A 14254-nucleotide genomic window follows, 5' to 3' on the forward strand; every position below is an offset into this window, starting at 1 on the left:
TCACCGACGGGGTCAATACGGACACCTCGACGCTGAGCCTCACGGTCACCCCGGTGGCCGATGGGCTCACCGACGCCAATGAAAACGTCACGATTGACGAAGACAGCAGCGCCAGCGGCAACGTGCTGGCGGGGACCACGAGTGTCGACGGCACGCTGAGCGTGACCGGCTTCACGGTGGGCGGCACCACCTACACCGCCGGCCAGAGCGCGACGATTGCGGGCGTAGGCACGCTGACCATTGGCGCGGACGGCGCCTACAGCTTCGTCCCGGTGGCCAACTACAACGGCCCGGTGCCGGTGGCCACCTACACCGTCACCGACGGGGTCAATACGGACACCTCGACGCTGAGCCTCACGGTCACCCCGGTCAACGACGCCCCGGTGGACGGCGACGAAAGCAACACGGTGACCGAAGACGTTACCTTGACGGTTACGAACGGTGCGATAGGCGACCTGCTCAATAACGCCACAGACGTGGACGGTAATTCGCTGAGCATTACGGGATACACCATTGCCGGCATGAACGGCACGCAAGCGGTGGGCAGTGCGGTGAGCATTGCCGGGGTTGGCAGTCTCACCATCAACGCCAACGGCAGTTACAGCTTCGTTCCAGCGGCCAATTACACGGGTGCGATTCCGGTGATCACCTACACCGTGAGCGATGGGCAGGGCGGTAGGGACACTTCGACGCTGACGCTGACGATCAACCCGGTGAACGACGTGCCGGTCCTAAACAATGTGACGGCGATCGTTTCCGAAGAGGGGCTGGCCAGCGGACTGAAGGATACAACGGGTTCACCGAGTGACAGTACGGATACGACCGTGGCCACCGGGAAATTGTTTACTGATGTCGATGGCGACGCACTATCGGTCACCCTGACAGGTCCGGCAAGTCTGACTTCAGGTGGGGTGGCCGTGACCTGGAGTGGAGGGGCAAACGGAGCACCGCTGGTTGGTTCTGCGGGCGGAGTTGAGGTTTTGCGCGTAGCTGTATCGAGTAACGGCGACTACACAGTAACACTGTCGAAACCCATCGATCATGCTAGCGGCAATGGTGAAAACATCCGTTCTTTGCAGTTCGGAGTCTCGGGGAGCGATGGCAAATCTCCGGCGGTGACGGGTAATTTGACGGTCAACATCGAAGATGACGCACCAACTGCGCAGAGCAGCAGCCAAGTGGTGACGTTGCCGACCTTGAATACCAATCTGCTCATCACCCTGGATCTTTCGGGGAGCATGAACGATCCTTCCGGCGTTGGTACAAAGACCAGGCTGCAGGTGGCCAAGGAGGCGATTGCCCAACTGCTAGATCAGTACGACAACTTCGGCGACGTCAAAGTCCAATTGGTGACCTTCAGCACCTATGCTTCAGTTCCGAGTGCTTCTTGGATGACGGTTGCCGATGCCAAGGGACTCATTGCTTCCTTGACTGCCACGGGAGGAACCAATTACGACGATGCTTTGGCGAAAACGGAAACCGCATATGCCGGGACCGGAAAAATCTTAGGTGGGCAGAACGTCGCCTACTTTTTCTCGGATGGGGTGCCGACCTATGGCATGGGTAATACGAGTTCCTATTCTGGAGGATCTCTGAATGGCACTGGATACGATACCACGGGTCGAGATGTCGGCATTCAGGGTAACGAAGAAACGCTTTGGAAGCAGTTTCTGACGAGTAACGGTATTTACGCAAATGCAATCGGTTTAGGAACCGAGATTACGGCGAGCTATCTCGGCCCCATTGCCTATGATGGTGTGAACAACACCGATCTCAATGGACAGGTCGTGACTGATCTCAATGATCTGACCAATGCCCTGCGTGACACAGTTATTCCGCCGAGTGTGGGTAGCTTGCTGACCGGTGGCTCCATCGTCGATGGCGTGGGGCTTGGGGCTGATGGCGGAAGTTTGCAAACTTTGATCATCGATGGCACGACCTATACCTACAATCCGGCTAATGGCGGGTCGTATACCGCCACGGGAACAAACCGTGCTGTCTTTGATACCGCTGAGAACATCCTGACGATCCAAACATTGCTCGGAGGTAAGTTCGTCATCGATCTCGATACCGGAGCTTATACCTACACGGCCCCGCCCACGATCGTCGTCGCTAAGAACGAAACCTTCAATTTCACCGTACGAGACAGCGATGGTGATACTGCAAGCGGAACGTTGACGATCAAGGTGCGGCCTTCGCTTAATACTCCTCCGGTAGCTGCCGACGACTACGCATTCACGACGGCAAATACTCCGGTCACGGTTGCCGTCCTTGCCAACGATGGCGATGCTCAAGGTGATCCCTTGGTGGTGGGGGCGCCGACCTTGATTTCCGGACAGGGGAGTGTGCTCCGCAATGCAGACGGTTCTCTGACGTTCACGCCAGCTCCCGGGTTTATCGGCGAGGCCCGGATCGGGTACACGGTCAGCGACGGTTACGGCGGAACGGATAACGCGGTGCTGGTGATTACGGTTGCCAATCCGCGAGATGCCATCCGTGGTGACAGCGGCAATGACCAGATCACCCTGATGTCTGGTTTGGAGGATACGTACTACCTCCAGCTTGGAGGTTTCGGTAGCACGCCAAGCCAGGTTCAAACGGTTGTTTCCGCGACGCTCGATCAAATCATCGACTCGCGTGGTGGTAACGATTATGTTGAAACCGGGCGCGGCAACGACGTGCTCTTCCTCGGCGATTCGGGTGCCAATGCGCATCCGGTGAGCGGTCAGTTGCCGACCGTGGCCAACGTGATGGCGACCAATCTGATGCAGCTTGCAGATGGGTCAATGGTGGGCAGTGACGGCAATCTGAATCCGTCGGCTCGGTACACGACGGCCAGCGACAACCGTTCCGCAGCGGAATGGGCTGATCTGGGCCATTCTGGAGCCGGGGCGGATCGGGTCTACGGGCAGGCCGGCGTCGACCTCATCTACGGAGGCGCAGACAACGACACGCTGTCTGGCGGCGAGGGTATCGACGGCGTGCGCGGCGGTAGCGGAAACGACATCCTGTCTGGCGGATCGGGAAGCGATGTTTTGCGCGGCGACCTCGGTGCGGACGTGTTTGCGTGGACACTCGGCGACGAGTCTCAGACATTCGGCAGTTCTGCGGCAGGAAGCGGCAATCCGTATGGGCTGACGAATACCGCGGTCAATGTGGTCAATGGAGCGACCGACGTCATCCTCGACTTCAATCGCAGTAACACGACGACCGATCATGACAAGCTCGACCTGCGCGATCTCTTACAAGGCGAAGCACGTAGCGGCACGGATGTCGGCAATCTCGCTAATTTCCTGCACTTCGAGAAGTCAGGCTCGGATACGGTGATTCATGTCAGCACAATCGGTGGATTCGCTAACGATACCCACACGGCAGGCGGGAGCTACAGCGCCATGAGTGAAAATCAGACCATCATTCTGAAGGGGGTTGATCTGACCCTCGCAGGGACGACGGACACGGCGATCATTCAGGACCTGCTCAACAAGGGAAAACTGATTACCGACTGAAGAATCGCAATGCCGTAGCCATGACAACGGGCACCGGATTTATCCGGTGCCCGTTTTTATTTTGTCGAGTAAGTACGGGTGTCCAGGCAAAGCCAGCAATGGATTAATTTACCGGCGTTGTGATGCCCGGCCCCGTCGCCCCGTCAAAGCCGAGCTCACCCAGTGCCGCGAGGTCGTCGGGGTGGGCGACGCCTTCGGCGATGACCTGCAGGCCGATGCTGTGGGCGATGGCGGCGAGCCCTTTGAGGAACGCGGCGTTGCCGAGGTTGCCGGCGACGCCGCGCACGAAACTGGCGTCGATCTTGAGGTAGTCGAGGCCCAGGTCGTGCAGTTGGCCGATCTGGCTGAAGTGATGCCCGTAGTGTTCGAGCCCGACCCGACAGCCGGCCGACTTGAGTTCGCGGCACAGCGCACGCAGGTCCTGCAGGTGGCGTAGGGCGCCGCTTTCCGGAAGCTCGAACCACAGACGGCGCGCGGCCTGCGGCTGGGCGGCGAGAAGCACGGCGAGGGCCGGGCGGAAGCTGGCATGGGTCAAGGAACTGGCCGAGAGGTTGATCGCCAGGCCGGCAAGCTCCGGTCGGGCGGTGAGTTCGGCAAGCCCGAGGCGGACGGCAGCGAGGTCGAGCTGCGAGGTCAGTTGCAGGCGTTCGGCGACCGGGAGGAAACGGCCGGCCGGCTGCCATTCCTCGCTGTCGGCAAATTTCAATCGTAACGGGCATTCGACGTGCAGCGAGCGGCCATCGAGGGCGACGACCGGGAACGCGATGAGCTTGACCCGCTCAGCCTCCAGCGCGCCCAGGATTTGCCGCGCCCAGGCTTCGGCGTTGCCAGGCTGGTGTTCGATGCCGCCGACTGCGATGCGGCTGACGCTGCGGCCGCAGGCTTCGGCTTCGGCGAGCGCAGAGTCGGCCTGCGCCAGCAGTTCGCCGATCGGCATGCCCGGTGCGTAGTGGGCGCCGCCGAGGCAGACGCAGGGTTCGACATCGAGGAAGGGGGCGACGACGGTACAAAGTTCCTCGCGCAGCCGTTCGGCCGCGCCCGCGAGGTCAGTCTCGGCCGGCAGGACGAGCCCGAAGTCGGCGCCGTTGAGGCGCGCGGCAAAGCCTTGCGGGCGAGTCGCGGCGCAGGCCGCGACGCGGGTCGCGGCAAGCTTGAGGTAGTCGTCGGCGACGGTGCGTCCGAGACGGCGGTTGACGCCCGCCAGGTCGGGCAGGCGGACGAGAAGCAAGGCGCCGCCGGCCGTTTCCTCGCTGGCGAGCACGGCGCGCAGGCGGGCCATGCCGTGCTCGCGGTTGGCGAGTCCGGTGAGCGCGTCGCACATGGCTTCGCGGCGCACGCTCTCCAGGCGCGCGGCTTCCTCGGCGAACATCGTCTTGAGACGAATGACGGTGGCGTTCATCGCGGCGGCCAGTTGCTTGAGTTCGGGCACCCGCGGTTCCTCGATGGTGACGAAGCGACGTTCGGTGATCGCCTTGGCCTGTTCAATCACGGCCCCCAGCGGCGCCTTGAGGCGGCGCAGGATGCGTGTGCCGAGGAGGCCGGCGAGGAGGCCGGCGAGGGCCAGCGCGGTCAGCATCTGCAAGGCGCTCTGCCACAGTGCGGCATAGGCGAAGCGGCTATGGCTGACGAGGATGACGGTGCCGAACTGACTCCACCCATCGGTGATGCGGGCTTGCCCGGGCGTCGCGCGCAACGGCAGGAGGTGGGCGAACCAGGCTGGGGCGTCGATCTCATCGACGCTGACGACGCGTTCGACGATCAGGCGCTCCATCGGATCGACGACGCGGATGGCTTCGTAATGGCCGCTGTCGAACAGGGCGCTGACCGCAAGCTCGACGCTGACCGCATCGGGCTTGCCCTGGCTGAGCGTGAGGGCAAGCGCCGCGGCATTGTCGGTATTCTTCATCGAGAGCTGCGTCTCGAGATAGCTGCGGGCGCTGAGCAGCGAGGCCAGCAGGCTGCCCGTGAGGGCGAGCAGCGTGCTGACGACGATGGCGAGCCAGAGTTGGCGGTACATGGACATGGTCGGTTACTCCCGGGTAAGCATGGGTTCTTGGCCTCAGTCGAGTCCTTCTGCGGCGATGCGGCGCAGAACGTCGGCCCAGCGCGACAGGCGGCCGACACCGGAGGCCGCTTTGTCGCGGCCGGAGATGCCGGCGTAGATGCCGTCGCTGTTGAAACTGAAGACCGGGGTCAAGTCTTGGCGTTTACCGGCGGGCAGGATCGCCGGATTGAGGTTGTCGAGGACCAGCGGTTCGGCGTTGGGCGTCGCGTAATAGGCGAGGACCATGTGTGCCTGAACCTGCGGGCCGACCGGCGTTTGCAGGCGGGCCTTGACGTAGATGAGGCGCAGGTGTGAGTCCTGCACGCCCGCCTGACGCAGCGAAACGTACTTGAGAATGGCGAAATCCTCGCAATCGCCGCGCCCCTGGCCGATGGTTTCGATCGGCGTTGCCCAGTAGTCGGACTGCTGCCAGACGCTGATGTCAGACTCGAAGTTGATGTTGCGATTGACGAAATCGTTCACCCGCCGCAGTTTGGCGTCGTCGCCGCCCTGGCTGCGGGCCTGGTTGAGCATCTGCAGCCAGTCCTTGAGCAGGCTTACGCGCGCCGGTCCGAAACGGGTGACCAGTTCGCGCTGCAAAGCCTGCGGATCGGGCGCGGCGACGCTGAAGGCCGCAAGCGCGGCGAGCAGGGTCAGGGTGGCGGCGAGCGCAGCCAGCGCGGCTCGCCAAGCAGCGTAGGCAGGGCTCTTCACGGCGCGGAAAAAGCGGGGCATGCGCTTGAGGGTTGAACGGATCGGCGCCGCAAATGTCAGGAAATATCAGCGAAACGCGTGACTTACTACGCAAAGGCTGGAGGCCTGTCCCAGTATAATCGGCCCGTTGAAATGGCGTAACGCCATTGCATACACGCGAAGAGACCAATGACCAAGACTCATAGTATCCGATTTTATGCCCTGATCGTGGCCTTTGGCACGCTGCCCGGCGCGGCGTTGGCTCAGTCTTCGTCCGCTCCGGCCAATGCCGAAGCGGCGCCGCACTTTACGCTGAAAGAAGCCGCCCAAGCGGCGGTGCTCAAAAGCCCTGACGTCCAGGCGCGCTGGCACGCCTTCCGCGAGGCGAGCGAAGAAGTGGGCGTGGCGCGCGGCGGCTTCCTGCCGCGCCTCGACCTGTCGGCCGGGACCGGCAAGCAGAAGCAGGAACAGGATCGCATTCGGCTCGATTCGTCTTACAGCGGTAACGAGTCGCAGCTCAGCCTGCGCCAGATGCTGTTCGACGGCTTTGCGACCTCCAGCGAGGTCAAGCGCCTCGGCAAAGCCAAGCTGGTGCGCTATTTCGAACTGCTCGACGCCTCCGAGAACATCGCCCTCGAGGCCGGTCGCGCCTACCTCGATGTGGTGCGTTACCGCTATCAGGTCTATCTCGCCGAGGAAAACTACATCCAGCACCAGGCCGCTTATGAGCAGCTCAAGCAACGCGCCGATTCGGGCGTCGGCAAGCGGGTCGACGTCGAGCAAGCGGCGAGCCGTCTGGCGCTTGCCGACATTAACCTGACCACGGCCTATGCCAACCTGCACGACGTTTCGGCACGCTATACGCGCATCGTCGGCGAGCAGCCGGCCAAGGTCATGTTCGCGCCGGCGCAGCTCTCCAAAGGTTCGCCCAGCACCGCCGAGGTCGCCCTGCGCGAGGGCCTCGCGCACAACCCGGCCCTGCGCGCCAGCGTCGAGAACCTCGAAGCCTCGCAGTACCAGCTGGAAGGCAGCCGTGCGCCCTTCATGCCCCGTTTCGACCTCGTTGCCAGCCGCAACAACTACAGCAACTACCAGGACAATGGCACGCGCGACGAGAGCAAGGTCGAACTGCGCATGAACTTCAACCTCTTCAACGGCGGCTCCGATCTGGCGCGCAACCGCCAGTACCGGGAGCGCAAGAACACTGCCCTCGACCTGCGCGAGAAGGCCTGCCGCGACGTGCGTCAGAACCTCGCCATCGCCTACAACGAAACCCTGCGTCTCAACGACCAGCTGTCGCACATCGGCATTCAGGTCGGTCTGCTCGAAAAGACCCGTGCCGCCTACCGCGACCAGTTCAACATCGGCCAACGCAGCCTGCTCGACCTGCTCAATACGCAGAACGAGTATTTCGACGCCCGCCGCTCGCAGGTCAATGCCGACGTCGATCTGGCGGTCGCTTACCTGCGCACCTACGCCGGCATGGGGCGCCTGCTCGAGAAGCTGGAACTCAAGCGCGTCGAGGCCGAGGAAACGCCTGCGAGCGAGGATTTCGCGGCGCTCGACGCGAGCCAGTTGTGTCCGCCGACGGCGCCGGTCGGGACGACCCTCGACCGCGAGGCGCTCGCGCGCAAGGCCAAGGAAATGATGGAAGACATGGGCGGTGGCTTGGTCGGCGCCCGGCCGACGGCGCTCAATGTTGCGCCGACCCCCGCGCCCGTTGCCGCGGCAATGCCCGTGTCGACGCCGGAGCTGGCGGGTGAGGCCGACGTGCGCGGCTTGATCGCGACCTGGGCCGCAGCTTGGGCGGCACGCGACGTTGAGGCTTATCTGGCCCACTACGCGCCGGATTTTGTCCCCGAAGGCGGCATCGGCCGTGACGCCTGGGTGCGGCAACGCCAAGAGCGGATCGGCAAAGCCAGCGCGCCGAGCGTCGACGTGCGCGACCTGACGGTCACCGATGCCGGCAGCGCGACCCTGGAGGTGCGTTTCCGCCAGGACTACGCTGCAGGTACGTACCGTGATGCAAGCGACAAGCTGCTCGTCTGGAAGCAGCAGCGTGACGGGCGCTGGCTGATCGTACGCGAAAGCGCGCGTCGCCTTGCGGCCGGGCAGTGAGGACGCGGCCATGAAGACTGCATTCGGGAAACTCGCGCTGACGCTCGCCGGGCTGATGCTCGCCGCGACGGTTCAGGCGCAGACGCCGCGTTCGCCGACGCTGGACAAGATTGCCGCCAGCGGGACGATCTACCTCGGCTATCGCGAGGCCGCGCTGCCCTTTTCCTACCTGAATGGCCAAGACGCTCCGCGCGGCTACTCGATCGAGCTTTGCCAGCACGTGGTCGAGGCGGTCAAGCGCCGACTCGGGCGGACGCAACTGAACGTCGTCTATGTGCCGGTCAGTACGGGATCGCGCCAGATGCTGCTCGAGACCGGGACGGTGGACCTCGAATGCGGCGCGGCGAGCAACACCCTTCAGCGCCAGCGTTATGTCGGCTTCAGCGTCACCACCTTCGTTGCCGGAGTCAAAACCCTGGTGCGCAAGGATACGGGCATTCGTTCGCTCGATGACCTGCGCGGCAAGGTCGTGCTGACCGATCCGGGCACGAGCTCGGAGGCCGCGCTCAGAAGCGCCGCGCTGCGCCAGGGGGTGGGTCTCACTTACCGCGCTGGACGCGATCCTGAGGACGCCTTGCAGCAGGTGCTCGACGGGCGCGCCGAGGCGATGGTGTTCGATGAGGTTCAGCTCAAGGCGCTGTTGCTCGGCCGCGATGCCGCCGAGGTGGCGCGGCTGATGATGCTCGACGACAGCATGGCCGCCGAACCCTACGCATTGGTGTTCAAGCGCAACGACCCCGGCTTCAAGTCGCTGGTTGATGCGACGCTGGTCGACCTGATGCAGCGCGGCGAATTGGCGCGCATCTACGAGCGCTGGTTTGTGGCCCCCATTCCGCCCTCAGGGCGCAGCCTCGAGCTGCCGATGAGCGAACTGCTCAAGCAGTTGATCGAGACCCCCAACGACCGCGGCGTCTGATTTTCCATTCCGGTACCGCCGCGCTGCGCTTCGGCGGCGCGCCGCTTGCCCGCGCCGAGCCTGTGCGGGGCAATCCGGCGCAACGGCTGTTAGAATCGACGCTCCCTGCACAGAGACGCCGCCATGCATCCCGATTACCTCGAAAAAATCCTCACCGCCCAGGTCTACGACGTCGCTGTTGAAACGCTGCTGGAGCTGGCGTCCAACCTCTCGGCGCGGATCGGCAACCGGCTGCTGCTCAAGCGCGAGGACATGCAGCCGGTGTTCTCGTTCAAGCTGCGCGGCGCGTACAACAAGCTCGCCCGACTCTCGGCCGAAAAGCTGGCGCGCGGGGTGATCTGTGCCTCGGCAGGCAACCATGCCCAGGGGGTGGCGCTTTCCGCAGCCAAGATCGGTTGCCGCGCAGTGATCGTCATGCCGACGACGACGCCGGCGATCAAGGTGCAGGCGGTGAAAAGCCGCGGCGGCGAAGTGGTTCTCGCGGGCGACTCCTACGATGAAGCCTACGCACACGCACTCGAACTCGAAAAGCGCGACAAGCTGACCTTCGTGCATCCCTTCGACGATCCCGACGTGATCGCCGGGCAGGGCACGATCGGCATGGAAATCTTGCGCCAGCATACCAAGCCGATTCATGCCGTCTTTTGCGCCATCGGCGGCGGCGGCCTGATTGCCGGGATCGGCGCCTACCTCAAGCGCCTGCGCCCCGAGATCAAGATCATCGGCGTCGAGACGCACGACGCCGACGCTATGGCGCAATCACTCGCCGCGGGGAAGCGTGTGCGCCTGTCGCACGTTGGGCTGTTCGCCGACGGCACCGCGGTCAAGTACGTCGGCGAAGAAACCTTTCGCGTTTGCCGTGAAGTGGTCGACGAGGTGATCCGTGTCGACACGGACGCAATCTGCGCCGCAATCAAGGACGTCTTCGAAGACACCCGCTCGATCCTCGAGCCCTCGGGCGCACTGGCCATCGCCGGCGCCAAGGCCTACGCCGCGCAGCACGAGCTCAAGGATAAAACCCTGGTGGCCGTTGCTTCGGGGGCCAACACCAACTTCGACCGCCTGCGTTTCGTCGCCGAGCGCGCCGAGATCGGCGAGCAGCGCGAGGCGGTCTTCGCCGTGACGCTGCCCGAGAAGCCCGGCAGCTACAAAAAATTCCTCGCTCTGATCGGCGCGCGCAGCATCACCGAATTCAACTACCGTTACAACGAGCGTGCCGAAGCACACGTTTTCGTAGGCGTCCAGGTCGCTTCGCGTGCCGAGTCGCTCAAGCTCGTCGAGCAACTGCGCAAGGGCGGCTACGCGACGCTCGACCTGACCGACGATGAAATGGCCAAGCTGCACGTCCGTCACCTCGTCGGCGGGCACGCGCCTCAAGTCGATCACGAACTCGTCTACCGCTTCGAATTCCCCGAGCGTCCGGGCGCGCTGATGAACTTCCTGAGCCAGATGAGCGCCGGTTGGAACATCAGCCTCTTCCACTATCGCAACCACGGCGCCGACTACGGCCGGGTGCTGGTCGGGATGCAGGTGCCGCCGAACGAGATGAAGCAGTTCCGCGACTTCCTCAAGAATCTCGGGTACGCGCATTGGGACGAGACGGGGAATCCCGCGTACAAGCTCTTCCTCGGCTGAGCTTGAAGGTGGAAGGGCGTTGCCGCGAGGCGGACGCCTTCTTTATATCTCTAATCGATCTATTTAAGTAACAAACCATTCTTTTGTGGAATAAGCTGCCGCGATTAGACTTTTGTCATCGCGCATTCGCGCCGCCCACAGGAGAATACCCATGGCTTTCCGTCCTGCGGCCGTTCTGGCCGCTTCGTTCGCACTGCTCGTTGGTGGGCCCGCAGCGGCTCAGGTGTCGCTGCTCAACGTGTCCTACGATCCGACGCGCGAGCTGTACCAGGAAATCAACGCCGCCTTCGTGCGTCAGCACAAGGAGAAGACCGGGCAGACCGTGTCGATCCGCCAGTCGCACGGCGGTTCGGGCAAGCAGGCGCGCTCGATCACCGAAGGGCTGGAGGCCGATGTGGCGACGCTGGCCTTGGCGCCGGACATCGATGCCCTGGCCGACTACGGGCTGATTCCGGCCAACTGGCAGCAGCGTTTGCCGCACAATGCGGCGCCTTACACCTCGACCATCGTTTTTTTGGTGCGCAAGGGCAACCCGAAGGCAATCAAGGACTGGAGTGACCTCGCCCGGCCGGGGGTTGCGGTCATTACCCCGAACCCCAAAACCTCGGGCGGCGCGCGCTGGAACTACCTTGCGGCCTGGGGCTACGCGCTCAAACAGCCGGGCGGCGACGAGGCCAAGGCGCGCGATTTCGTACGTCGGGTGTTTGCCAATGTGCCGGTGCTCGATACCGGAGCGCGCGGTTCGACGACCACCTTTGTCGAGCGCGGCATCGGCGATGTGCTGATCGCCTGGGAAAACGAAGCTTGGCTGGCGGTGAAGGAAATCGGGCCGAACAAGGTCGAGATCGTCGTGCCGTCGCTCTCCATCCTCGCCGAACCGAGCGTAACGTTGGTCGACCGCTACGCCGACAAGCACGGGACGCGCGAAATCGCCCAACGTTACCTTGAATTTCTCTATTCTTCAGAGGGTCAAAAGATCGCCGCCAAGCACTATTACCGGCCGCGTGACGCTAAAGCCGCCGAAAGCGCCGGCCTGCCCAAGCTGAAACTGTTTACCGTCGATGAGCTGTTCGGCGGCTGGCGCAAGGCGTCGCAGGCGCATTTTGCCGACGGCGCCAGTTTCGACCAGATTTTCACGCGCCGTTAAGGCCCGCCCGATTTCCTTATTTCACCCGTGGGCGCTGACCGCCCCAAGCATGCTGGAGGACTTTTCATGACGCTCAAAATCGCCAACAACGTGACCGAACTGATCGGCAATACGCCGCTCGTCAAACTGGGCCGCCTGGCCGCCGGGATCGACGGCACCATCGCCCTCAAGCTCGAATTCTTCAATCCAGCGCACAGCGTCAAGGACCGCATCGCTGCGGCGATGATCGACGCGGCCCAGGCCGCGGGCAAGATCGGCCCCGACACCGTGGTCCTCGAACCGACTTCGGGGAACACCGGCATCGGTCTGGCGATGGTCTGCGCCGCGCGTGGCATCAAGAGTTGTTTCGTGATGCCCGAGACCATGAGCCGCGAACGCCGTCTGCTGCTCAAGGCCTACGGTGCCGAGTTGGTGCTGACGCCTGGGCCGGAGGGGATGGGCGGCGCCATTGCCAAGGCCAAGGCTCTGGCCGAATCCGACCCGAAGTACTTCATTCCGCAGCAGTTCGAGAATCCGGCCAACCCGGCGATCCACCGCGCGACGACGGCCGAGGAAGTGTGGCGTGACACCGACGGGCAGGTCGACATCTTTGTTGCCGGGATCGGCACCGGCGGTACGATCACCGGCGTCGGCGAAGTGCTCAAGGCGCGTAAACCGGGGGTGCAGGTGATTGCCGTCGAGCCCGACGCCTCGCCCGTGCTTTCGGGCGGACAAAAGGGGCCGCATCCCATCCAGGGCATCGGCGCGGGCTTTGTCCCGGGGGTGCTCAACGTCAAAGTCTATGACGAAATCGTGCGTGTGACCGCCGACGACGCCTTCACCACGGCGCGCCGGCTGGCAACCGAGGAAGGCCTGCTGGTCGGCATTTCTTCCGGGGCTGCCGTGTGGGCGGCGCTCAAAGTCGCCGCGCGCCCTGAAAACGCCGGTAAACTGACGGTCGTGGTGATTCCCTCGTTCGGCGAACGTTACCTTTCAACCCAGTTGTACGCCCATTTGGAGGTTTAGACATGGTGGCTTCGGGCACCGCGTTTGATTTCGAACACGTGCCCGAACGGCGCGGCAGCGATTCCGTTAAGTGGAACAAGTACGCCGGGCAGGACGTCCTGCCCTTGTGGATCGCCGACATGGATTTCGCTTCGCCGCCGCCCGTGCTCGCGGCCCTGCAGGCACGCGTGGCACGCGGAGACTTGGGGTACGCTGAACCCTGGCCGGCGCTGGTCGAGGCCGTGCAGGCCTATTGCCAGCGCCACTATGACTGGCGGGTTGAGGCCGATTGGCTGGTCTGGTTGCCCGGCCTCGTCTGCGGCATCAACCTCGCCTGTCGCAGCGTCGACGGCGAGGTGCTGACCGCCACCCCCGTCTATCCGCCCTTCCTTTCTGCACCCGGTTTGTCCGGGCGCGGCTTGGTGCGCGTTTCCCTGCGCGAGGAGGGCGGTCGCTGGTCCTGGGATTTCGCCGCGCTTGAAGCGGCCGTGACCCCGGCGACTCGCCTGTTGCTGCTCTGTCATCCGCACAACCCGGTCGGGCGGGCCTGGGACGCCGACGAATTGCAAGCGCTGGCCGAATTCGCTGCGCGGCATGACCTGGTGGTCTGCTCCGACGAAATTCACTGCGATCTGGTGCTCGATCCCGAGCGCCGCCATGTGCCCTTCGCGCGCCTGGGCGAAGACGCGACGCGGCGCAGCATTACCCTGATGGCGCCGTCCAAGACGTACAACATCGCCGGCCTGGGCTGTTCGCTGGCGATCATCCCCGATCCGGCGCTGCGTCGGCGTTACCAGGCGGCGCGGCGCGGCATCGTGCCGGACGTCAATGTGCTCGCGCTCACCGCCTGCGCCTCGGCGCTGCTCGAAGGCGAGGCCTGGCGGCAGGATCTTCTGGCCGTGCTGCGCGCCAACCGCGACCGGGTCGAAGCCGCGGTGAACGCGATGCCCGGCCTGAGCCTTGGGCACGTCGAGGCGACCTACCTGGCCTGGATCGACGCGCGTGGCCTGGGCGTCGACGCTCCGGTCGAGTTTTTCGAAGCCGCCGGGGTCGGCCTTTCGGACGGGCGCGATTTCGGGCTTCCGGGTTGGGTTCGGCTCAACTTCGGTTGTGCGCCCGCGCTTCTCGACCAGGCCCTGGGCCGCATGCGCGCGGCGTGCCAACAACACCGGCTTGTCATTGCCTAGGTTTTGCATCTTCAGCGTTCTGCT

Annotated in this window: 9 protein-coding genes; 7 read left to right on the forward strand and 2 right to left on the reverse strand. The window is 63.8% G+C overall.

Going from position 1 to position 14254, the window contains the following annotated elements; all coding sequences use genetic code 11:
• On the forward strand, positions 1-3506 hold a 3506-nt coding region (locus QMB55_RS04805), incomplete at its 5' end, for a tandem-95 repeat protein (RefSeq protein WP_497587537.1).
• 103 nt (positions 3507-3609) lie between these two features.
• Here QMB55_RS04805 and QMB55_RS04810 read toward each other — a convergent pair.
• A complete protein-coding gene (locus tag QMB55_RS04810; RefSeq protein ID WP_497587538.1) occupies positions 3610-5529 on the reverse strand; it encodes a bifunctional diguanylate cyclase/phosphodiesterase in 1920 nt (639 codons plus the stop codon).
• A gap of 36 nt (positions 5530-5565) precedes the next feature.
• Positions 5566-6285 carry a transglutaminase-like cysteine peptidase gene (locus QMB55_RS04815; protein ID WP_497587539.1) on the reverse strand — a complete coding sequence of 240 codons (720 nt, stop codon included), beginning with the start codon at positions 6283-6285 and terminating at the stop codon, positions 5566-5568.
• Between the two features lie 147 nt (positions 6286-6432).
• Between QMB55_RS04815 and QMB55_RS04820 the strand changes: the two genes are divergently transcribed.
• The 6 genes from QMB55_RS04820 to QMB55_RS04845 all read left to right on the forward strand — a co-directional run bounded on the left by QMB55_RS04820 (position 6433) and on the right by QMB55_RS04845 (position 14230).
• Positions 6433-8361 (forward strand): TolC family outer membrane protein, encoded by a 1929-nt coding sequence (locus tag QMB55_RS04820; RefSeq protein ID WP_497587540.1) that lies wholly within the window; start codon positions 6433-6435, stop codon positions 8359-8361.
• 10 nt (positions 8362-8371) lie between these two features.
• Positions 8372-9277 carry an amino acid ABC transporter substrate-binding protein gene (locus tag QMB55_RS04825; protein ID WP_497587541.1) on the forward strand — a complete coding sequence of 302 codons (906 nt, stop codon included), beginning with the start codon at positions 8372-8374 and terminating at the stop codon, positions 9275-9277.
• A 105-nt stretch (positions 9278-9382) separates the two neighbouring features.
• Positions 9383-10912, forward strand: a complete 1530-nt coding sequence (gene ilvA, locus QMB55_RS04830) for a threonine ammonia-lyase, biosynthetic (RefSeq protein ID WP_497587654.1) — start codon at positions 9383-9385, stop codon at positions 10910-10912.
• A 151-nt stretch (positions 10913-11063) separates the two neighbouring features.
• Positions 11064-12059: a sulfate ABC transporter substrate-binding protein gene (locus QMB55_RS04835; protein ID WP_497587542.1), complete on the forward strand. Its 996-nt coding sequence runs from the start codon at positions 11064-11066 to the stop codon at positions 12057-12059.
• A 66-nt stretch (positions 12060-12125) separates the two neighbouring features.
• On the forward strand, positions 12126-13064 hold the full coding sequence (cysK, locus tag QMB55_RS04840; RefSeq protein WP_497587543.1) for a cysteine synthase A: 939 nt from the start codon (positions 12126-12128) through the stop codon (positions 13062-13064).
• A gap of 2 nt (positions 13065-13066) precedes the next feature.
• Entirely contained in the window at positions 13067-14230 is a 1164-nt protein-coding gene (locus QMB55_RS04845) for a MalY/PatB family protein (RefSeq protein WP_497587544.1), read from the forward strand.
• The last annotated feature ends 24 nt before the right edge of the window (positions 14231-14254 follow it).

Source organism: Propionivibrio sp. (assembly GCF_041441355.1).
Classification (GTDB): Bacteria; Pseudomonadota; Gammaproteobacteria; order Burkholderiales; family Rhodocyclaceae; genus Propionivibrio.

Bases quoted from the DNA above. Each gene is read 5' to 3' on its own strand.
- QMB55_RS04835 (WP_497587542.1), top strand. From the start codon at position 11,064: ATGGCTTTCCGTCCTGCGGCCGTTCTGGCCGCTTCGTTCGCACTGCTC.
- cysK (WP_497587543.1), top strand. From the start codon at position 12,126: ATGACGCTCAAAATCGCCAACAACGTGACCGAACTGATCGGCAATACG.
- QMB55_RS04820 (WP_497587540.1), top strand. From the start codon at position 6,433: ATGACCAAGACTCATAGTATCCGATTTTATGCCCTGATCGTGGCCTTT.
- QMB55_RS04810 (WP_497587538.1), bottom strand. From the start codon at position 5,529: ATGTCCATGTACCGCCAACTCTGGCTCGCCATCGTCGTCAGCACGCTG.
- QMB55_RS04815 (WP_497587539.1), bottom strand. From the start codon at position 6,285: ATGCCCCGCTTTTTCCGCGCCGTGAAGAGCCCTGCCTACGCTGCTTGG.
- QMB55_RS04845 (WP_497587544.1), top strand. From the start codon at position 13,067: ATGGTGGCTTCGGGCACCGCGTTTGATTTCGAACACGTGCCCGAACGG.
- QMB55_RS04825 (WP_497587541.1), top strand. From the start codon at position 8,372: ATGAAGACTGCATTCGGGAAACTCGCGCTGACGCTCGCCGGGCTGATG.